Here is a 20,581-nt window from a genome sequence, read left to right on the forward strand (position 1 = left end):
CCGTTGTGTTTCAGACTTCGATCGGCACGCGAAGACCCGGAACGGCACCGAGCAGTTCTCGGGTGTAATCGTGTTGCGGGTTGTCGAACACCGTTGTTGTCGAGCCGTATTCGACGATCTTCCCTTTGGTCATCACGGCCACGTCGTCGGCGATCCGGCGCACGACGCCGAGGTCGTGCGAGATGAACAGGTACGTCAACCCCAGATCTGTCTGCAGTGTCTGCAGCAGGTCGAGCACCTGCGCCTGGACCAGGACGTCGAGCGCGGAAACCGGTTCGTCGCAGACGATCAGCTCGGGTTCGGCGGCGAGAGCACGGGCGATGGCGACGCGTTGGCGTTGCCCACCGGAGAGTTCACTCGGTCGCCTGCGCAACGTGGCCGCCGCAAGTCCCACAAGGTCGAGCAGCTCGGCTGCACGGGCCTTGCGGGAGGATCGATCACCGATACCGAACGCAGACAGGGGCTCTCTCAAGATTCGGTCGACGGTGTACGTGGGGTCGAGCGAGGCGTACGGGTCCTGAAAGATCGGCTGGACGCGCCTGCGAAACGCACGAAGTTCGCGCCCCTTCAACGACGCGACATCGGTGCCTTCGAAGAATACGCGGCCCGCACTCGGGGTGTTCAGACCGAGGCACGACCACGCTGTCGTGCTCTTTCCCGAGCCGGATTCCCCGACGAGTGCCAGCGTCTTGCCTCGCTCGAGAACGAAGGACACGTCGTCCACCGCGGGTACTCCGCCGAAGCTCTTGGACAGGTTTCTCACTTCGAGCACGATCGACGCCTCAGCCGGGGTCGCGGCTTCTCGAACCGGCCGCGCCGAGGGGACGGATGCCAGTAGCGCCCGGGTGTAGTCGTGTTCGGGTTGGCCGAATACCGCAGCTGCAGTGCCGGATTCGACGACACGGCCGTGACGCATCACGACGATTCGATCGGCGCGTTCGGCGGCGAGCGCAAGGTCGTGCGTGACGAGAAGAATCGCGGCACCGGAACCGGCGACGACCTCGGCCAGGTTGTCGAGGATGCGCCGTTGCACGGTGACGTCGAGCGCTGAAGTGGGCTCGTCGGCAATCAACAGTGCGGGCGAATTCACCGACGCCATGGCGATCAACGCGCGCTGACGCATACCGCCCGAGAATTGGTGCGGATACTTCCGGCGCTCGGCACCGGGAAGGCCTGCACGAGTGAAGGCCGACGCAGTCTCGTCGTGCACCTCTGCGCGCGGCAGGCGCCTGTGCGCCCGCACGGCCTCGTCGACCTGGTGTCCAATTCGTAGCACCGGATCCAGGTTGGACATCGGGTCCTGGGGCACGAGGCCGATGCGGCGTCCTCTGATCGTTCGCCAGTCGTTCTCTTTCCAGCTCGTGGTGTCCGAACCGTCCACACGAATGGTGCCGGAGGTGACGGACGCGGAACTGGGGAGCAGCCCGAGGATGGCCGATACGAGAGTGGACTTGCCGGACCCCGATTCTCCGACCACAGCGACCACTTCGCTCGGTCCGATCTGCAGGTCCACGCCGTCGACGGCGACGTGCTTGTTCTTGCCCGATCCGAACTCGACGACCAACCCGGCGATGTCGACGATGGAATTCGACTCGGGTACTGCACTTTCCGACACTGGCTGCATCCTTCGCTTCTCAACGCTTGCTCGCTTCGGTTTGAAGCGAGCCAGGTTTTGCTCGGAAGCACCCCGCCGCTGAACGAGGGTTGCTGTCCACCAGCCGAGCCATACGGTGGATCTCTGAACCGAGTTCGAAGATAGCGACTTACTGATGAGTTGTTTAATTTACATACCTATGACTATTGCCACTATCCAGTAACCACGGACGAGGTGGACCCGTCGTGACCTGCGCAAACGACCCACCGGCCGAACCATCTCATTTCGGACATCGGCTCACGTCGGAATCAGACTGAACGAATATATTGACAAACTCGGGTTACATCGCGTCGTAGAAGAACGATGCGACTTTTGGGCCGTCCAGGCCTGAGAATCGGATGGAAACCTTCCACTCCCCCGGCGCTGGGACGACCAGGTGCTCGCTGCGCCAGATGGTTCGGTCACCGTCGTGCACAGGTTCGGTGAGTTCGACGGGCAATCGGGCGACGTTGGCGTCCACCGAGGACAGGTCGGCGCTGACGCCGACGTCGGAAGCCCCCGCACCTTCGTACGTGACGGTGAGCTGCTGGGGTCCTCGCCTGATCGAGTCGATTCCGATGTCGAGGACATCCGAGGAACCGAAGTCGAGGGTGGTGGCGATGTTCGTCGTGTACACGTCCTTGGCCGGCGTGTGCGAGGACAGGATCGAGGTCAGGGCCAGAACCGCTACGGCCACTGCGGTTTCCACGAGAAGGGTCCGGCGTCGGAATCGTCGGTACGCCAGATGTCCGAGGCCGACGACGAACGCGACTGCGAGAACTTTGGCCAGCAACACTGCTCCGTACGACGTCCTCCACAGCGCCGGCAGCGGCTGGACCTGCAGCAGCGACAGACCGAGGCCCGCAACGACCACGAGTCCGACGTGCACCGTCGCGATGCGGTGCCAACGCTGCAGTCGGGGTGCCGCACGCAGTACGAGCAGCATCACCGCGAGGCCGCCCAGCCACACCGTCATGCCGTAGACGTGCAGGAGCGTCGCCAGGAACGCCCACGGCCATCCTCCGGCAGAGCCGCCGTGGCCGCTGAGAGTCACGGCGAGAATCGCCGCGCCGGCGTACACGAGACCGAACACGATCGGGGTGCGCCCGATTCCGGCCGCAACCATCGACAATCCCACTGCCACAAGCAAGGCCGAACCGTGCGGCGTGACGAGCACAGTACCGAGTCCGGCGGTCGAGATCTCTCGTGCTCCCCCGGATTGTTGCGCGACGAGTACGAACAGTCTGCCTGTCAGTCCGAGAGCCACTGCGAGAGCACCGATTCGGTACACCACCCGAAAACGGGTCGTACCCACCGCTGATCTCCACACGAGCAACGAGGACAGCAGAACACCCGCAGTGGCCACCAAGCCCAAATAGGCAAGGGTTTTGGCCGGGTAGTTCAGGTATTGTTCGACGCCACCGCCGGACTCCCCTGCGTCGAATTTTCCCTGCTGAGTCACCGATCCGACGGTGAACTGGATCGACAACGACACCACGTGTGTGTCGGCCGAGACGACGCGAGCCGTGGCCAGGTACGCACCGTCCTGGACGGTGACGGCGGGGACGAGGACGATCCGGCGTCGACCGTCGTCCACGCGTACGTCGGAGAAGTCGAATGTCTTTCCGTCCCCGTCGATCAGCTGCGCCGACCCCTCGATGAGGGTGACGGGTTCGTTCAGCTGCAGAGTCAGCTCGCTCGGGGCGTCGTCGACGTGCGTTCCGGTGGTCGGAGTCGTCGAGATCAGACTTGCGTGTGCGGACGCGGTCCCGCTGCCGAGCAGTAGCCCGGCGGCGAGCACCACGAGCACGATGCCGAGGTCACGAACCCGCGCCACGACCCCGCCGCACCACCAGTCCCAACCCGGCGATCGCGGCTACGGCGAGCACCAGGCTCACCACCGAGACGGTCGGCCACACCCAGGTGGTGCCATCGGTTTCGGTGTCCTCGTGCCGGGCCGACGCGGTGTCCCCGTGTCCGTCGCCGTGGCTGTGCGCGTCCGACGCCGCCACCAACGCGACCTCGGGTGCGGGGTGCTCGGGTTCGCTGGCGTCGTCGACGGCGACCTCGTTCCAGGACACGACCGAGCCGTCCGAGTAGGACTGGTCCGACGGCAGTGCGATGGAGTCGACGTCGTCCGGCCACGGTCCGCCGGAGAACGAGAAGTCACGGAATTCGTCGACGCCGTATCCGCCTGCGGGGTCGGCGACCGTCCAGCTGATCCTGGCGACGCGGCCGGTGTCGCCACCTTCACGCTCCACGGTCGCCGTCCACCCGGGGACGGGAAGGGTGCGCGCCGACGTCAGGTCGACGCCGTCCGGCAGCGTCACTGTCAGCCGGACGGTCGACGCCGTGGCCGATTCTCCCGGCACGATCAGTCGGACGATGCCGTAGCCGCCCTGGGGGACCGGATCGCCGTCCGTCCGTACGTGTGCTGCCGCGGGTGCCGCGAACGCGAGGAGTGCCACCGCTGCCGTCGTCGTGACGGCACCTGCCCGGCGCAAGGAATGGGTCATCGTCTTCTCTCTCGTCAGTTGGTGTGTGCGGCAGTCACAGGGATGTTCGCGCCGTGGTATTTCGATTCGAGGAACTGTGCGGTTTCGGGGCTTTCGAGCGCGTGCGTCAGTTCGAGCACCCGCTCGTCGCCTGCGAGACGTGACGGGGCGACGACGACGTGTGCGTACGGATTCTCGGGTCCTGGTTCGACGGCGAGTGCGTCGGTCGCCGGGTCGAGTCCGATGGACTCTGCCTGCTTCGGGGTCAGGACGACGGCGTCGTAGTTGTCGTACAACCCGTCGACGAATTCGCCGTACTCGAGCGGTAGCAGGGACAGGTGCCGCAGCGAGTCCACCACGTTCGCTTCCGTGACGGTCAGGTCCTGCACGGTGGTGCCGCCGAAGGGTCGGTCCAGCTGCGTCAGGCCGGCGCTCTGCAGCAAGTAGAGTCCGCGGGCGAAGCCGGTCGCGGTGTTCGGCAGGACCACCTTGGAGCCGTGCGGCAGGCTACTACCGGTGACCTGGTCCTCGACGAGGTCGACGTTCAGCCAGTCGGCAGTGTCGGCGAGGTCCTTCCATGTCGACGAGTACAGCCCGTAGGGAACGACATTGACCTTGGACACGATGCTCAGCGCGTCCAGGCCGTTCTCCTGCTGGTCCGCCTCGAACGCCGGAATGTGCTGGTAGTACGACAGATCTCCCTCCCCGGCCGCCACCTTGGAATTGGAGTGCTCGTCGGCATCGATCAGTTCGAGCCGAAGGTCGGGTAGCAGAGTGTCGGCCGCGTACTGCAGGATCTCGCGGTCGTCACCGGCACCGACGTACACCGTCAGTGTGTCGGTGCCGGCCGAACCGTCGTCGATCCGAATGTTCGAACCGCACGCGACCAGCAGCGGAATGACGAGTGCTACCAGTGTTGTTCGGTATCTCATCTACTCGTGAGTCCTCGTTGCCATCCGGTCACCTTCCACTCGACGCCGGTCATGACGGCGTTGACCAGAATGCCGATCAGGCCGAGAGTGAGGATGCCTGCGTACATCTGCGGAGTTTGGTAGCGAAGTGCCGCGTTGTTGATGTAGATGCCGATGCCTTGTGCACCGCCGACGAGTTCGGCCGCGACGAGCGCCGTGAACGCGTTGGCAGCGGCCAACCTGATGCCGGGGAAGATGCCGGGAATGGCGGCGGGCAGCACGACCTGGGTGAAGATGTACACCCGTCCTGCACCGAGCGTGCGTGCTGCATTCAGCAGGATCCGTTCGACGCTCGACACTGCGCCGACGGCGGTGATGAAGATCGGCCAGAAGCACGCCCAGAAGACGATGGCGATCTTCGATTCCTCACCGATGCCGAGGAAGACGACGAACACCGGCAGCAACGCCAGCAGCGACAGGTTGCGGAAGAACAGCAGCACCGGCTCGGTGAGCTTCTGGAAGATCTTCACCGAGCCGACGAGGATGCCGAGCGCGATACCCCCTACCAACGCGAACGCGAACCCGACGAGTGCGCGCTGCACGCTCGGCCAGATCTCCGACGTCAGGGTGCCGTCGACCAGGCCGTCGACGAACGCCGAGAACACGTCGAGCGGCTTGGACAGGTAAAGGTCGGAGACGTAACCGAAATCGACGACAGCCCACCAGACGACGAGAAATCCGACCAGTCCGATCGCGCCGTAGACGAACCGGTCGTACTTGTCGAGGAAGGGATTTCTTCCTTTGGGAGGCGTCGTCACCTCCTCCTGCTCATCGAGCGCCGAGGACATTGTTCACCTCGTCTTCCAGGACTCGGGCGACGCGGGAGCGAACGTGCACGAACTCCTCGGAGCTGCGGATCGCATTGTCGCGGTGGCGTGGCAGATCGACGTCGATGATGTCCTTCACCCGGCCGGGAGATTTGGTCATGACGGCGATGCGGTCGGACAGGAAGACCGCCTCGTCGATCGAGTGGGTCACGAACAGGACCGTCTTCTTCTTCTCGCCCGACTCCCAGATGCGCAGTAGCTCGCCCTGCAGGAATTCCCGGGTTTGCGCGTCGAGGGCCGCGAACGGTTCGTCGAACACGAGTATCTCCGGTTCGTACGCGAGCACGCGGGCGATCGCGACGCGCTGACGCATACCTCCGGACAGCTGGTGGGGCAGCCGGTCGGCGGCGGATTCGAGCCCGACGGTCTTCAGTACTTCCGCGGCACGCGCCCTTCTCTCGGCCTTGGGCACACCGCGGATCTTCAGGCCGACCTCGACGTTCTTCTGCGCGGTCAGCCACGGGAACAGAGCGTATCCCTGGAAGACGACGCCCACGTTCTTGTCGACGCCGTCGACGCGCTTGCCGTCGATCAGGACGGCGCCACCGTTGTAGGACTCCAGGCCGGCAAGGATGTTGAGGTACGTCGACTTTCCGCATCCACTCGGTCCGAGCAGGGACACGAATTCGCCGCTCTCGATCCGTAGGTCGAAACCGTCGAGCACGGTCGTGGTCCCACGCCGTGTCCCCGGCGTGGGGTACAGCTTGACCACCCGCTTGGCTTCGATCTTGGCGTGTGTCGTGTTGTTCGTCGCGCTGCGTGCGCCGTCGAGCAGTTGTTGACTCATGGCAGTTCACCTGTTCCGATCCGTGGTGGTCATTCTTCGAGTCCCTCGATGTCGACCAAGTGGGTCTTGAAGATTCCGTCGTTCTGTTCCTCGGTGACGATTTCGGTGTTGAAGTCCTGGGACTCGATCAGGTCGGCCGACGTGGCGTACGGGTTGAACGCGTTGGTGGCGATGTCCTCGGGCTTCAGGTGCTCCGAGCCCGGCAGCGGTGTTCCGACTTCTTCGACCAGGTCCCACCACAGTTGCAGGCTTGCTTTGTCGAGCAATGCATTCGGTGCGTAATGCCAGTTGGTGGTCTGCTCGACGGGGTAGCCGGTGGTCTTGCCTGCGATCTCGGCGGACTCCTTGGGGTGTGCGTTGGCCCAGTTCGCCGTGCGGGCGATGACACCGACGAATGCGCGTGCAGCGTCGGGGTTTTCCTTCAACCATTTGTTGCTGGCCACGTACGGGGCTTGGCCACCGAGCGGACCCCAGTCCTCGTAGGAGGTGAACGCCTGGGTGAACTTGTCCGGCTGGCTGAGCAGAACTCCGATGAGCGGTGGGTGGAAGACACCGAGGTCCACTTCTCCGCGCTCGATGGCCGGTGCGATCAACTCGTTCTTGAGTTCGAGGAAGTTGACCTTGTCCAGGTCCACACCGTTCTTCAGCAGGTACCGCTTGAGGACGAGGTCGGTGCAGCTGTTGAAACCCGAGAGCCCGACGGTTTTGCCCTCGATCGCTTTCAGGTTGTCTCGCGTGATGTCGGAGCCCGCCTGGGTGAAGTACGACATGTGCGGTTCTTCGGGCAGATCGAGCATGCTCGACGCGATGGCCGTGAACTCGAATCCTTTGACCTTGCCGTCGATGTCGTTGTTGAACATGCCGGTGGCGATGTCGATGGCGCCCTGGTCGAGGAGTTGCACGGCAGGGACGGCCGTTGCGGGGCCGACGTATTCGGGCTTGACTCCGGCGTCGTCCCAGTAGCCGAGTTCGTCGGCGATGCGAACGAGGGACAGCGCAGTGGGTGAGTTGGCGAACCGGAAGGTGACGGCTCCGTCGTCGGCGGAGCTGGTGCATCCGGCCAATAGTGGCGCGGCGACGAGTGCGGCGATGATCGGCACCAATTTCTGGATCGAACGGATTCTCATGCCGATGTCCGCCGATGTGTTGTGGAGCTGCTCAAGACATTTCCTCTCGTGCACGTATGTCGGATTGGAGGAACCATAGACAACTGTGCATCCCGACCACCATGAATAGATTCATCGTGATTGCAGGTCGAAATTCGGATGAAGTAATTCTGTACGGTTTTCTGAAATCTCGAAGATTCGAATTGTCATTCGGAACCTTCGACTGAATTACTTTGGCTGTAGTACGCATTCGATTCGAAAGGTTGTCGATGACCACCGCCACCGAAGTAACAACAGACCCGAGAACCCATCCGGTATATCGTGAGTTCGCCCGCGTCGTCGAGGAGGTCATCGCGCCTCGTGCGGTGGAGGTCGACCGCACCGAGGTGCCGAGATCGCACATCGAGGCGTTGCGGGAGGTCGGGTACCACCGGTGGTTCGTTCCGGCCGAATACGGAGGTCTCGATGTTCCACGGGAGGTGCAGAACGCAGCGGAGGAACTTCTCTTCGGCGCGGACCCGTCGACGGCCACCATCGTCACCCAACACGGTGCACCCGTCGTACCGGCCATCAAGGCCGGGACGCCCGAGACACTCGCCCTGCTACCGCAATTGGCGACCGGAGCGCTGATCGGTGGAGCCGGGATGGGTCACGTCCGATCCTGGCCGCAGCGCCGAGGAACGATAGCCCGCAAGGTGCCCGGCGGATATCGCATCGATGGGGTGATCGGCTGGCACTCCGGCTGGGGACTCACCGACGTGGTCTGGCTCGGCGCTGTCGACGAGGCCCGCGAGGACTACGTGTTCGGTATCGCGCCGCTCGACCAGCCCGGCGTCTCCGGCCGAGTGTCGAGACTGACGGCCGTGTTCGGCTCGCGGACTGCCACACTGACGTTCGAGGATGTATTTCTGCCGGACGAGTTCGTGTCCGAGGTAGTTCCGGTCGCGGAGTGGAAAGCGCGCGACGGAGTGCTCGGCCTGGACGCGCGACGGGCGCTTCAGCTCGATCCGACGGTCGACCCCGCCACCGTGACGACGTATCCGCCGGTGGGTCCCTACGGTCTGGCCAGGGCTGCACTCGACGACGCGGCGGCACTGTTCCCCGACGACCGATCGTTGGCCGCCATCTCCGACGAACTGGAGCTCGCGTACGCAACTCCGCTACCGGATCCGCACTGGCGCGTGGTCCTCGACGAGATCGCAGTTCGTGCCACGACCGCGGGTGTTGTGGCACGCGGTGGCGTCGGGCTGCTCGAGGACGACATCGCGCAAGTACGAGCCCGCGCAGCTCAGTTCCTCCAAGTACGCGGGCTCGCCCCGGCCGTCCGGGCGGCTCATTTCCAGCGTTACACCCGCTAGCCCCTTGTGAGTAGTGGCAGCAGCTGGTCGCCGATGCGCGCGACCTCTCGGGCGTAGGGGGTGTCGGACAGCACGAAGTGGCTGACGCCAAGGTCCGCGTAGCGCTCCAGGGCCGCCGCGACTTCTGCTGCCGTTCCGACGAGCCAGGTGGTTCCGGCTCCGCCTCCGCCGTGCCTCCCCGGCGCGGTGTAGAGGTTGGTGTCGAGAACATCGCCTCGTTCCGCGAGGTCCAGAAGCCGCTGCTGTCCGGTGGCGTCCCGAGGATTGGCCGGGCGCAGCGGATCTTTCTGGCCCGCCATCTGCGCCACCTTGGCTTCGGCGTCCCGCCACGCTTCCTCGGCGGTGTCACGGATCAGAGTGGTGACGCGAAGACCGAACTGCAGTGGTTCGTGTTCTCGTCCCACTTTGTCGCTCAACACCTTCAGGCGGTCGATGCGTTCGGCGACGCCGTCGAGCGGCTCACCCCAGAAGAGTTGAACGTCGGCCTCGGCGGCCGAGACTTCCTCCGCGGCAGCGGACGCGCCACCGAAGTACAGCCGGGGTCGGCCACCGTCGGGCAGCCGGGGAACGACGGTCGAGTTCTCCACCTGCCAGAATTCGCCGTCGATGCTGACGTTCTCCTCGGCCCACAACGTGCGCACGATCTTCAGGAATTCCCGCGTGCGGTCGTACCGTCGTGACTTGTCGAATTCTCCGTCGCCGTAGGCTCCCAGATCGTCGGTGCCACTGACGATGTTGACGAACACCCGACCTCGGGTCAGCGAGTAGAGCGTCGCTGCTGCGCTCGCGAAGTGAGCGGGCTGCCAGTACCCGGGCCGGATCGCGATGAGCGGGGTGAAGTTCTCGGTCCGCGCCGCGAGAGCCGTGGCGACGGTGAAGGTGTCCGGCCTCCCCCATCCCGTTCCGATCAATGCTCCTCCCCAGCCGTGCTTTTCGGCGAGGAGAGCCTGCTCGACGGAGAATTCGAGCGTCCCCCAGCCGTCGACGGTGTCGTCGCCTCGGTGGCCTGGTGAGGTCGTGTTGGGGATGTACCAGAGGAATTCGCGGCTCACGTGAAGGTTCTCCGTTTCGTCGTGCGCGTGGGTGTCAGGAAGGGAGGGGCGCTTCGGTGCCCAGGTTCTCCGGCTGAATCGAGCGATGCCCCGCCACCTGATCGGCCAGCTTCGCGAGCCTGGCTTCCTGATCCGCCGTCAACGTGACCGCCAGCGCACCCGCGTTCTCGCGGACGTACTCGGCGTGCCGCGTTCCAGGAATGGGCACGACGTCGTCGCCGCGTCCGAGAATCCACGCCAACGCCACCTGCGACGGTTTCACACCGAGATCGGCTGCGACCGCGACCACCTCGTCGGCGAGGGCTTTGTTGGTCTGGAAGTTCTCGTCGGCGAAGCGGGGATGGTCCACCAACCTGCCCTTGATGTCCTCTTTGGTGTGCACTGCGCCGGTCAACCACGCGCGTCCCAGCGGGGAGAAGGGCACCAGCGCGATGCCCAGTTCTCGCGCGACGGGCACGGTGGATGTCTCGATGTCCCGGCTGAACAGTGACCACTCGCTCTGAATCGCTGCGATCGGGTGTACGGCGTGAGCGCGGCGGATGGTGTTCGGTCCTGCCTCGGACAGTCCGATGTGGCGGATCTTGCCGGCGCCGACGAGTTCCTTCAGCGCGCCGACGGTGTCCTCGATGGGGACCGTCGGATCCACGCGGTGGAGGTAGTAGAGGTCGACGTGGTCGACTTCCAGACGTCGCAGCGACGCGTCGATGGCGGTCCGGACGTACTCGGGGCTGCCGTCGATTTTCGCGTTCGGATTGGTCTCCCGGTCGAGTGGGTTGCCGAACTTTGTTGCGAGGACCACCTTGTCGCGTCGACCCTTCAGCGCTTTGCCGAGCAGGATCTCGCTGTGTTCGGGTCCGTACACGTCGGCGGTGTCGAAGAACGTGATGCCGGAGTCCAGTGCCGCATCCACGACGTCGGTGGCGGCACGTAGGTCCTCGTGGCCGGAGCCGGTGCGGAAGCTCATGAAGCCGACGCCTGTCGGCGAGACCACTGGTCCGTCGGTGCCGAGCTGTCGTGTCGATGTGTCCGTCATGTCTTCTCCTTGTTTGTTGTCGATCGGTCGGTCGCGATGTCAGCCTGTGTGTTGTGCGAAGTTGTCTCGCAGCGTGGTTCCGGAGTATTCGCGGCGGTGCACTCCGCGTTCCCACAGCAACGGAACGATGTGGTCGGCGAACTGCGGCAACGACTCCACGAATACCGTGAACCCGTCGGCCGCTCCGCGCTCCGTCCACCCGATCAGGTCGTCGGTGATGGACTCCGGGGTGCCGAAGACCCGGCGATGACCGCCTCCGCCGAGGACGATGAATCGGCGGAGCGTGAGGTCGCGGTTGCTGCGGGCGAAATCGGCTCCGCCCTGGGCGAAGCCGATCGATCGTGTGTTGTCGGTGACCGCCACCTGGGGTGGTACCGGTCCGTCGAGGTCGATCTCGTCCGGGTCGAGGTCGAATCTGGATGCGAAGCGGTGCAGCGCATCCGTTCCGTCGAGTGCGTTCTCGGCGTCGTGCAGCAGGCGATCCACCTCGTTCGTGGTACTTCCGACGGAGAAGAAGATGCCGGGCAGAACGAGGACGCCCTCGGATCCACCGCGGGTGTTACGGGTCTCCTTGTTCAGTCGCTCGCGGTAGTCCCGGGACGCGTCTTCCGTGAGGCCCACCGAGAACACCGCGTCGGCGAATCTGGCTGCGGTCTCGATTCCTCGATCGGACCCACCCGCCTGGAACAGCACCGGTCTGCCCTGCCGGGAACGCGGTAGTTGCAACGGGCCTGCGACGGAGAAGAATTCGCCGACGTGGTCGATGGGCTCTCGTCGGAGATTCTCCAGGTCCCAGTTCTCGGTGACGTCGTCGCGCCACGAATCCCACAGCGCCAGAACCACCTCGGTGAATTCGTCGGCCCGACGGTACCGTTCCTCCCGCGGCGGTGGTTCGCCGCCGCCGAAGTTCCCCGCGACGGTCGGGTCCATCGTGGTGATGATGTTCCAGCCGGCTCGGCCGTGGGAGATGTGGTCGAGCGACAGAATCGACCGAGCCAGCGCGTACGGCGTCGAGTAGGTCGTCGACGCCGTCGCGACGAGACCGACGTGCTCGGTCTCCCGGGCGAGCGCCGGCAGCACTGTCAGCGGATCCAGGTACGCGAAGCCGCGCCCGCCGGGAGGAATGCCCTGCGAGTCGGCGAAGAACACCGCGTCGAGCCTCGCCTGCTCGGCGAGTCGAGCCGAGCGGACGAAGTCGTCGATGTCGACGAACGGATGCGTCGCGCCCGGCCCTTGCAGAGCGCCCGGGATGAGGTTGGTGGTGAAGCGCAGGTACCGGCTCATGCGCCGTGGAACGGCTCTCCCGAGACTGCCTCGGACTGTCGTCCGTCGACACCCACCGGTACGTCCCCTTCGAGCGTGACGCGGTAGAGCACTCGGTCGTGACCGAGGTGCCCGGCGTCGGCGATCGCGAGGTGAGCGGTTGCGCGGTTGTCCCAGAACGCGACACTGCCGGGCTTCCACTGGAATCGGACCGTGTACTCGGTCTTCGACGCCTCGGCCCACAGCAACTCGAGCAGCCGCTCGCTCTGGTCCGGGGTGAATCCGCGGATTTCGCGTGCGCCGCGAGTGAATCCGGGGCTGACGAACAGCGCACGCTCGCCGGTCAGTGGGTGGACTCGAACAGCCGGGTGGTAGGCGACGAGGTTGGCTTCCTTGATCTTTCGGTCGCGCTGGCTGCCGGCGGCTGCTCGTGCCTGGAACTGGTGCTTGATGTCGAGTGTGTCGACGAAGTTCCGCAGTTCCTTCGGTAGGTTCTCGTACGCGGCGACGAGGTTGGCCCAGGCGGTGTCACCGCCGTAGGGCGGGAGGATGTCCGCCCGCAGGATCGACGCTGCCGGCGGGTTGATCAGGGCGGTGACGTCGGTGTGCCAGCTGTGGTCGTAGGACGTGCGTTTGCGGCCGAGGTTCTTGTCGTAGCGCCTGCTGTCGATCGGCAGGATCTCCGGGAATCCTTCCGGCGGGTTCTCCTCGTGCGGATGAGCCGGGGTGACCTTGCCGAACTTGCGGGCGAACGCGACCTGCTCGGCGTGCCCGATCTGCTGGTCGCGGAAGAACACGACCTTGTACTGGTTCAAGGCGCCCTGGATCTCGGCGACGGTGGCGTCGTCGAGGTCGTCACGGAGGTCGACGCCGGTGATCTGCGCGCCGATGTAACCGGCGACGGGAACGACGTCCAGGCCTACGGCTGTGTCCGGTGAAGCGGTCATGCTGTGTCTCCTTTTTCGTTGGGCTCCCAGGTGGGGATCGATCGGACGAGCTTTCGGGTGTACTCGCTGGTGGGCGCCGAGAACACGTCCTCGGTGCGGCCTGCTTCCTGGACGACTCCGCGGCGCAGGACGGTGACCGTGTCCGACAGCTGGCGTACGACGGACAGGTCGTGCGAGATGAACAGGTAGCTGACGCCGAGCCTGACCTGTAGCTCGATCAACACCTGCAGGATCTGTGCCTGCACGGTGACGTCGAGCGCGGACGTCGGTTCGTCGAGCACCAGTACTTTCGGGCTCAGGCTCAGTGCCCGGGCGATGGCGACTCGTTGTCGTTGGCCTCCGGACAGCGCGCGTATTCTTCGGCGCAGGAACGTCTGGTCCAGTCCGACGAGATCGAGAACTTCGACCGCGCGTTCCCTCCGCTCGGTTCGTGAACCGATCTTGTACCGCACGAGCGGTTCCGCCACGAGTTGCTCCACGGAATACGTCGGGTCGAGCGAGTGGAAAGGGTTCTGGTACACCAGCTGTAGGTGCCTGCGGGCATCACGCAGTCCACGTGTACCGAGGTGGGAGATGTCCTGTCCGGCCACGACTATCTGTCCGGCGTCCGGTTCCTCCAGTCGCAGGACGAGCCTGGCCAGGGTCGACTTGCCGGAACCCGATTCGCCGACGAGTGCGTGCGTCCGGCCTGCCGGGATCTCGAAGGACACACCGTCGAGAGCTTGAATGCGGTGCCGACCGACGTCGAAGGCCTTGTGGATGTCGACGACCGACAGGGCGGGTTCGGTATCAGGCTGGGCGCGTTCGGCCTTCGCCGCTGCGAATCGATCGGGGTCGATGCTGGGAATGTCGCCGATCAGGTTCCGTGCGTACGCGGACTTCGGATCGGCCAGGACCTCCGCCGACGTTCCGGACTCTTCGACTCTGCCTCGGTTCAGCACCACGACGGTGTCCGCGCGCTCGGCGGCGAGCGACAGATCGTGGGTGATGAGCAGAACCGACAGGTCCCGCTCGGTTTTCAACCGATCGATCAGGTCCAGGATCGTCTTCTGGATGGTGACGTCGAGCGCCGACGTCGGTTCGTCCGCGACGATCAACGCAGGTCGCTGCGAGATCGCGATACCGATGAGCACGCGCTGCAGTTGACCGCCGGACAGTTGGTGCGGGTACGAGTGCAGCGCCCGCTCCGGCGTCGGGATCCCCACCGAATCCAGCAGTGCGACAGCCTGATCGTGGAAGTTCTTCGGCTGTGCGTATTCCGGGAGGCCGGAGGATCGGAACGCCTCGAAGATCTGGCGATCGATCCGCCGGACCGGATTGAGCGACGCCGTGGGATCCTGCGGCACGAACCCGATGCGCCGTCCGCGGATTCGTCGAAAGTCGCGCTCCCGCAGCCGCAGGATGTCCCGCTCTCCGAACTCGGCCGTCCCACCGACGGCGACGCGGTCGCCGAGAAGCTTCAGAACGGCGCCGACGACCGTCGACTTGCCGGATCCCGATTCGCCGACGATCGCCACCGTGCTTCCGGCTCGAACGTCGAACGAGACACCCGAGACCGTCGGGTGATTCAGGTTGCCGTCGTACGCTACCGCGAGATCACGGACGGCCAGCAGTGGTGCCGGGTCCGAGATCGAGTGGGCGTTCTCGCGCAGTTCCGCCGTTGCCGTCATGTCACCTGTCCTTGTTTCCGATGGACTTGCTGAGTTGCTGGAGAGCGAGCACCGACGCCACCATCACGACGCCCGGGGCGTAGACGAACCAGGGGTACCGGTAGAAGAAGTCCTTCCCCTCGGCCACCAACAGTCCCCAGTCCGGACTGGGTGGCGGGTTGCCGTAGCCGAGAAACGCGAGGGCGGACACGTTGATGATGGCGAGCCCGAACTGCAGGACTGCCAGCGCCAGCACCGATCGATACACGTTCGGGAGTACGTGTTGGAACAGGACCGTCAGCGTGCCTCCGCCGATCAGCTTCGAGGATTCGACGAAGGCCGAGTTCTTCACTCGGAGCGTTTCGGAACGGATGAGCCGGGCGAACACGGCGATCGACGAGATACCCACGGCGATCGCGGCATTGACGCTCGCGAACCCGAGTGAGACGACGACGATGACGGCCAGCAGGAAGCCGGGGATCGCGAGCAAGGTGTCGATCACGCGGCCGAGGACGGCGTCGACGCCGCGCCCGAAGAATCCGGCGACGAGCCCGACGATGCTGCCCGCGACCGATCCGATGGCCACCGCGAGCAACGCGGTGAGTACGGCCGACCGAGTGCCGTGGATGACGCGGGTGAGAATGTCGCGGCCCAGTTGGTCGGTGCCGAACAGGTGGCTCCAGGACGGCGGCAGGAACTTGTCCGCGGTGATCCCGAGGTACGGGTCCTGGCTGGTGAACAGGCCGGGTGCGATCGCCCATGCCGCGATCAGCAGGACGAACAGCAGCGCGGCGACGGTGTAGCCGTTGCGTGCCTTGGTGGCGGATCCGAGCACGGCAACCGCTCCCGTGACGGTGGCGGTGCGTGGGCGGTCGAGGATGCTCATGCCGTCACCGTCCGACGCAGGCGCGGGTCCAGGACGGGATACACGAGGTCGACGACGAGGTTGATCGCGAGGAACAGCACCGCCGCGAGTACCACGGCCGCCTGCAACACCGGCACGTCCTGCTCGCCGACGGCCTTCTCGACGACGCTGCCGACGCCGTTTCGGCCGAAGATCGCTTCGGTGATGATCGACCCGCCCAACAGATCGCCGACGATGATCGCGGTGATCGTCAAGGTCGGCAGCGCCGCGTTGGGTAACAGGTGTCTGGTCAGCAATTCGAATTTCCCGATTCCCTTGGACACGGCGACGGTGGCGTACTGCTCGGACCGCGCGGTGTCCAGCGCGCTGATGAACACCTGTGCGATCGGCGCCGACGCCGGGATGGCGAGGGTGACGGCCGGGTAGATCAGCGAGTCCACGCTGCGGAAGTCGCTGAGTACGAACAGTCCGAGCTGGAAGGAGAACACGTTGATGACGACAAGCCCGATCAGGAAGTTGGGCAGCGACAGGAACAGCGACGGGAATGCTCGAAGTACCCCGCCGCCGAATCTCGTCGGCAGGAAGAACGCGCCGACGGCGACGGCGGCTGCGAACACGATCGCGATGACGAACGCCGTGCCCGCGAGCTGCAGGGTGGACGGAACTCCCGACCACAACAGCGTCGACACCGGAAGGTTGGACGCATACGACAGGCCGAGATCACCGTGCAGCAGTCGTTCCAGCGCCACCCACAGCTGCTCCCAGGCCGGGCGGTCCAGTTTGAAGTAGACGAGCATCTCGGAGATTTCGTCGGCGGTGTATCCGTATTCGGGGTTGCTCAGCCTGCCGGACACGGGATCGCCCGGCAGCAACGTGACGATGACGAACACCACGATGTAGACGAGAAACACCGTCAGCAGAGCCTGCCCGATTCTCGAGAGCGCGTACCGCGTCGTGTGAGACAAGAGAATGAAGTCCTTACGTCGTTCGCCGGTTCGACTCGTCGATCCAGGCGTCGTAGAAGTTGATCAGCCCGAGACCGTCGACACTCAGGTCCTTCAGGTGGTTCGCGGCGCCCCAGGTCTGACGGAACTCGTGGATCGGTATGTACAGGGCGTTGTCGATCACGTACTCCTGCACCGCCTTGGACGCGTCGATGCGCGCGGGCTCCGATGTCGCCTGCACCAGCGTGGTGAGCAGGCCGTCGAGTTCCTCGCCCGGGGTTTTGAACTGATTGGCTTGCGAGCTGTGCCACCACCGCCACATCTCGCTCTGACTGCCTGCGAGCCAGTGGTTCTCGTACAGCGGCACGTCCGGCTGGGCCGTCACGGTGTTGTAGTTGGAGAAGTCGGTGCCCTTGATCTCGAGCCGAACCCCGATCCGACGCCAGTGCTGGGCGACCAACTGCAGGTCGGCCTCGGAGGTGGTGATGAACACCGAGGGGTAGATCAGCAGGCTCAGCTGCTCGCCGTCCTTGACGCGGTATCCGTCGCTGTTGCGGTCCGTCCACCCCGCCTCGTCGAGCAGACGGTTCGACAGGTCGGGGTCGTACGCGAATCTGTCGCGCAGATCCAATGTCCCTGGCACGATCTCGTTGAACGTCGACTTCGCTTCGGTCCATGCCCCGCTCGGGTAGTTGGTGGCGATGATGTCGGCGCGGTCGACGCCGTGGGTGAGCGCTCTACGCACTCGGATGTCGTCGAGATGTGCTGCGGTCAGGCGGAGTTGAAGACCCCAGACGCTGCCGAAGAACGTCGGTGCGATGAGGGTGAATCCGTCGGTGACGAACGGCTCCTCGGTCGGTTGGACGTAGTGGATGATGTCCACCTGGCCTGCCTGGAGCGATCCTCCGCGCAGCGAGGGTTCGATCACCTGCTGCACGGTGATCTTCTCGAGGTAGGCCGGGCCGTCGTGCGCGGTATCACTGCGCGGCCAGGAGTAGTCCTCTCGGCGGCGTAGCACCACCTCCTTGCTCGGAAGCCATGATTCGACGACGAACGGCCCGGTCCCGAAGATCTTGCTCAGATCGGACTGATCGGCGAGGCCGGCGTCGATCGTCGCGGGGGCAAGAATTCCGACGGTCGTCCACGCCCCGAGTTTCTGGATGAAGTCACCGAACGGTTCGGTCAGGCGGATCGTCACGTCGTACTCACCCGTCGCCTCCGCTACGTCGTAACTGGGCGGGAAGTACGCGGCTCTCGGGACTCCTCGCCCCTTGTCTCCCGTGCCCAACAGGTTCAGGTTCGACGCCACCGCGGCGGCGTCGAGCTTCTCGCCGTTGGAGAAGGTGACGCCCTGCCTGATGGTCAGGCCGAACTCGGTGCGGTCGTCGTTCTCGGTGAATCCTGTTGCCAGGTGCGGACGGAACACGCCGTCGGCGTCGTAGTAGAACAGCCTCTCCACCACTTGGTTCCACACCTGCGCCACATGCCAGGATCCGGTGCTCTGCTGCTGGTATCCGTCGATCAACTTCTCGTTGAGGTACGTGACGGTACCGCCGGGTGTCGGGGAACCCGATGCCGCAGCACTCCCGGTCGGAGTGGTGGCGCCGCCGCATGCAGCCAGAAACCCGGTACCGACCAGCGCAGCCCCGAAACCGAGGAAGCGGCGTCGATCGAATTCGTGAGTCATGTGAGGAATTTCTGGCCCTTTCAGGATGATTCGTGGCATCGCCGGGGGAACGCACTCAGTGTGGGGTCCGTCGCCGCGAATACCAACGAAGTTCATCTACCGAAATGGTCAATTACAACTTAACGATGCGAATTCGGGCCTCCTACCTGCACGTTCGCCGCGACCGTCCGAAGGCAAGGGATGAAATCATGGTGAGCGTTACACGCTCTGGAATCATGCTGAGTGGAACTCGTGAATTCCGTGATCGAAGGGGTTACGTTGTGCGATGGCCGTTGTCGCAGCGTCGACCAGCTCGGCCTCGAACGTCATGGAGGTGGACGACATCACGGATCTCGTAGCGGACCAGGTGATCACGACAGCACCGTCGGAATCCGTCCTGGGCCTCATCGGAAACACACCTCTGGTGGACCTGGGAAGACTGGGATCCAGCACCGAGGCAACACTTCTGGGCAAGGTCGAGTTCGTCAATCCCGGAGGATCGGCCAAGGACAGAATCGCGGCGTCGATGATCGAACACGCCGAGCGCGAGGGTGCGTTGACCCCCGATTCTGTGATCATCGACGCGACGTCGGGCAACACCGGCGCCGGTCTTGCGATGATCGCGGCCGCCAAGGGGTACCGAACCATCCTGGTGGTGGCGGACAAGGTGTCGCCGGAGAAGATTTCGGTTCTTCGTGCGTTCGGGGCGGAGATCGTCCTGACCAGCGCCCAGTATCCGCTCGGCCATCCTCGAAACGCCCGTACCATCGTGACGCGTCTGGTGGAGCAGGTGCCGAATGCATGGACCTCGGCGCAGTACGACAACCCTGCCAATCCCGCCGCGCACTTCCGCGGGACGGGGCCGGAACTGTGGGAGCAGACAGAAGGCCGGATCACCCACTTCGTGGCCAACATCGGAACCGGTGGAACCATCAGTGGCACAGGGCGTTATCTGAAGGAAGTATCCGACGGCCGGGTCCAGATCATCGGCGCCGATCCCGTCGGATCGGCCTATTCGGGCGAGGTCACTCCGTACTACGTGGAGGGTGCGGGCCGCGCGATGCCCGACGGCGACTGGCCGACCACGTACGACACCGACATCGTCGACCGCATCATCCGGATCGACGACGCCGCCAGCTTCCGCAGCGCTCGGGCGCTGGCTCGCAACCATGGGCTGCTCGTCGGGATATCCTCGGGAACGGTGGCGGCTGCGACGGTCGAGTTGGCGCGCGATCTGCGGGCGACGGACACGGTCGTCTCGTTGCTCATCGACTCGGGTCGGGGCTACCTGGGCAAGCTGTTCGACGACGCGTGGCTGACCGAGCGGGGACTACCGACTCCGGCCGACGAGGGGTACTCCGACGTCGTCGACGTGCGAGACGAGGGTCGAGAATTGGCCGCCGACCTGGCCCACTTGGCGCCCACCTATTGACGTTATCGTTTCGTTATCACTCGGTGATGGCACCGTGATGGAACGATTTACGGCTACGAGACCTTCTGCTGCGAGAGTTGTCCTTGACGAACTCACGACGCGAAGGCAGAGAACATGATCACTGCAGCACATCCACTGTCCGTCGACCTTGCTTCCGACCCACAGGAGCACGCTCCTCGGTTCACGATCGACACCGAGTCCTACTCCTCCGACTTCGCGGTGCTCCGGGCTACCGGCGAGCTGGACATGACCGCACGCTTGCCCCTGATGGACAGCATCGAGGAGCTCACCTCCGAGCACTCGGACGTCCGCGTCGACCTGTCGGCTGTCACGTTCATCTACTCCGGAGCCGCCAGCGTCATCGTCGACGCGGTCACGGCATCCACCGCCGAGGTTCGAATCTTCGCGCCGACCAGGCCCGTGCGCATGATCCTCGATGTCCTCGGTGCCGGCCACCTCATCGTCGACAGCCTCGACCCGCAGGAGTCGCAGCGATGACAGGCAACGACGACACCGGACCCGAGGAACGCGACGAGCAGCCGAGTACAACGCC

18 protein-coding genes and 1 riboswitch are annotated in these 20,581 nt (G+C 64.7%); of the genes, 3 read left to right on the forward strand and 15 right to left on the reverse strand.

The window, feature by feature from the left end; translation table 11 throughout:
- Positions 1–10: 10 nt before the first annotated feature.
- The 7 genes from CH290_RS01845 to CH290_RS01875 form a co-directional block, all read right to left on the reverse strand.
- Positions 11–1,624, reverse strand: a complete 1,614-nt coding sequence (locus tag CH290_RS01845) for a dipeptide ABC transporter ATP-binding protein (RefSeq protein WP_052060143.1) — start codon at positions 1,622–1,624, stop codon at positions 11–13.
- Between the two features lie 8 nt (positions 1,625–1,632).
- Positions 1,633–1,745: riboswitch (SAM riboswitch) on the reverse strand.
- Between the two features lie 189 nt (positions 1,746–1,934).
- Positions 1,935–3,470, reverse strand: a complete 1,536-nt coding sequence (locus CH290_RS01850) for a copper resistance CopC/CopD family protein (protein ID WP_033189103.1) — start codon at positions 3,468–3,470, stop codon at positions 1,935–1,937.
- On the reverse strand, positions 3,454–4,149 hold the full coding sequence (locus CH290_RS01855; protein WP_033189102.1) for a YcnI family copper-binding membrane protein: 696 nt from the start codon (positions 4,147–4,149) through the stop codon (positions 3,454–3,456). Before CH290_RS01855 ends, CH290_RS01850 begins: the two co-directional genes overlap by 17 nt.
- A 14-nt stretch (positions 4,150–4,163) precedes the next feature.
- Positions 4,164–5,060 carry a MetQ/NlpA family ABC transporter substrate-binding protein gene (locus tag CH290_RS01860; protein WP_033189101.1) on the reverse strand — a complete coding sequence of 299 codons (897 nt, stop codon included), beginning with the start codon at positions 5,058–5,060 and terminating at the stop codon, positions 4,164–4,166.
- Positions 5,057–5,887, reverse strand: a complete 831-nt coding sequence (locus CH290_RS01865) for an ABC transporter permease (protein WP_019663905.1) — start codon at positions 5,885–5,887, stop codon at positions 5,057–5,059. Before CH290_RS01865 ends, CH290_RS01860 begins: the two co-directional genes overlap by 4 nt.
- Positions 5,868–6,713 carry an ABC transporter ATP-binding protein gene (locus tag CH290_RS01870; RefSeq protein WP_019663906.1) on the reverse strand — a complete coding sequence of 282 codons (846 nt, stop codon included), beginning with the start codon at positions 6,711–6,713 and terminating at the stop codon, positions 5,868–5,870. The genes CH290_RS01865 and CH290_RS01870 overlap by 20 nt, the downstream gene beginning before the upstream one ends.
- A 29-nt stretch (positions 6,714–6,742) precedes the next feature.
- Entirely contained in the window at positions 6,743–7,840 is a 1,098-nt protein-coding gene (locus CH290_RS01875; RefSeq protein ID WP_033189100.1) for an ABC transporter substrate-binding protein, read from the reverse strand.
- Positions 7,841–8,088: 248 nt separating this feature from the next.
- Here CH290_RS01875 and CH290_RS01880 point away from each other — a divergent pair, with 248 nt between their 5' ends.
- Positions 8,089–9,177 (forward strand): acyl-CoA dehydrogenase family protein, encoded by a 1,089-nt coding sequence (locus tag CH290_RS01880; RefSeq protein ID WP_033189099.1) that lies wholly within the window; start codon positions 8,089–8,091, stop codon positions 9,175–9,177.
- Here the strand turns inward: CH290_RS01880 and CH290_RS01885 are convergent.
- Genes CH290_RS01885 through CH290_RS01920 form a run of 8 tightly spaced genes read right to left on the reverse strand, consistent with a single transcriptional unit; the run spans position 9,174 to position 18,617 of the window.
- A complete protein-coding gene (locus tag CH290_RS01885) occupies positions 9,174–10,229 on the reverse strand; it encodes an LLM class flavin-dependent oxidoreductase (protein WP_033189098.1) in 1,056 nt (351 codons plus the stop codon). The genes CH290_RS01880 and CH290_RS01885 overlap by 4 nt on opposite strands.
- Before the next feature lie 34 nt (positions 10,230–10,263).
- Complete coding sequence (locus tag CH290_RS01890) at positions 10,264–11,262, reverse strand: aldo/keto reductase (RefSeq protein ID WP_033189097.1); 999 nt, start codon at positions 11,260–11,262, stop codon at positions 10,264–10,266.
- 39 nt (positions 11,263–11,301) lie between these two features.
- Entirely contained in the window at positions 11,302–12,546 is a 1,245-nt protein-coding gene (locus CH290_RS01895) for an NtaA/DmoA family FMN-dependent monooxygenase (RefSeq protein ID WP_033189096.1), read from the reverse strand.
- A complete protein-coding gene (locus CH290_RS01900; RefSeq protein ID WP_019663912.1) occupies positions 12,543–13,472 on the reverse strand; it encodes a TauD/TfdA dioxygenase family protein in 930 nt (309 codons plus the stop codon). The genes CH290_RS01895 and CH290_RS01900 overlap by 4 nt, the downstream gene beginning before the upstream one ends.
- Positions 13,469–15,142, reverse strand: coding sequence for an ABC transporter ATP-binding protein (locus CH290_RS01905; protein ID WP_033189095.1), 1,674 nt, complete (start codon positions 15,140–15,142; stop codon positions 13,469–13,471). The genes CH290_RS01900 and CH290_RS01905 overlap by 4 nt, the downstream gene beginning before the upstream one ends.
- Before the next feature lies 1 nt (position 15,143).
- Entirely contained in the window at positions 15,144–16,007 is an 864-nt protein-coding gene (locus CH290_RS01910) for an ABC transporter permease (protein ID WP_033189094.1), read from the reverse strand.
- Positions 16,004–16,951 carry an ABC transporter permease gene (locus tag CH290_RS01915; protein ID WP_019663915.1) on the reverse strand — a complete coding sequence of 316 codons (948 nt, stop codon included), beginning with the start codon at positions 16,949–16,951 and terminating at the stop codon, positions 16,004–16,006. The genes CH290_RS01910 and CH290_RS01915 overlap by 4 nt, the downstream gene beginning before the upstream one ends.
- 13 nt (positions 16,952–16,964) lie before the next feature.
- Positions 16,965–18,617: an ABC transporter substrate-binding protein gene (locus CH290_RS01920; RefSeq protein WP_020110687.1), complete on the reverse strand. Its 1,653-nt coding sequence runs from the start codon at positions 18,615–18,617 to the stop codon at positions 16,965–16,967.
- Between the two features lie 265 nt (positions 18,618–18,882).
- On the opposite strand from CH290_RS01920, the gene CH290_RS01925 reads away from it, so the two are divergent.
- Entirely contained in the window at positions 18,883–20,028 is a 1,146-nt protein-coding gene (locus CH290_RS01925) for a PLP-dependent cysteine synthase family protein (protein WP_033189093.1), read from the forward strand.
- Positions 20,029–20,142: 114 nt separating this feature from the next.
- Positions 20,143–20,526, forward strand: a complete 384-nt coding sequence (locus CH290_RS01930) for an STAS domain-containing protein (RefSeq protein ID WP_019663918.1) — start codon at positions 20,143–20,145, stop codon at positions 20,524–20,526.
- The last annotated feature ends 55 nt before the right edge of the window (positions 20,527–20,581 follow it).

The organism is Rhodococcus sp. 06-156-4 (genome assembly GCF_002259345.1).
Lineage (GTDB): Bacteria > Actinomycetota > Actinomycetes > Mycobacteriales > Mycobacteriaceae > Rhodococcoides > Rhodococcoides fascians_E.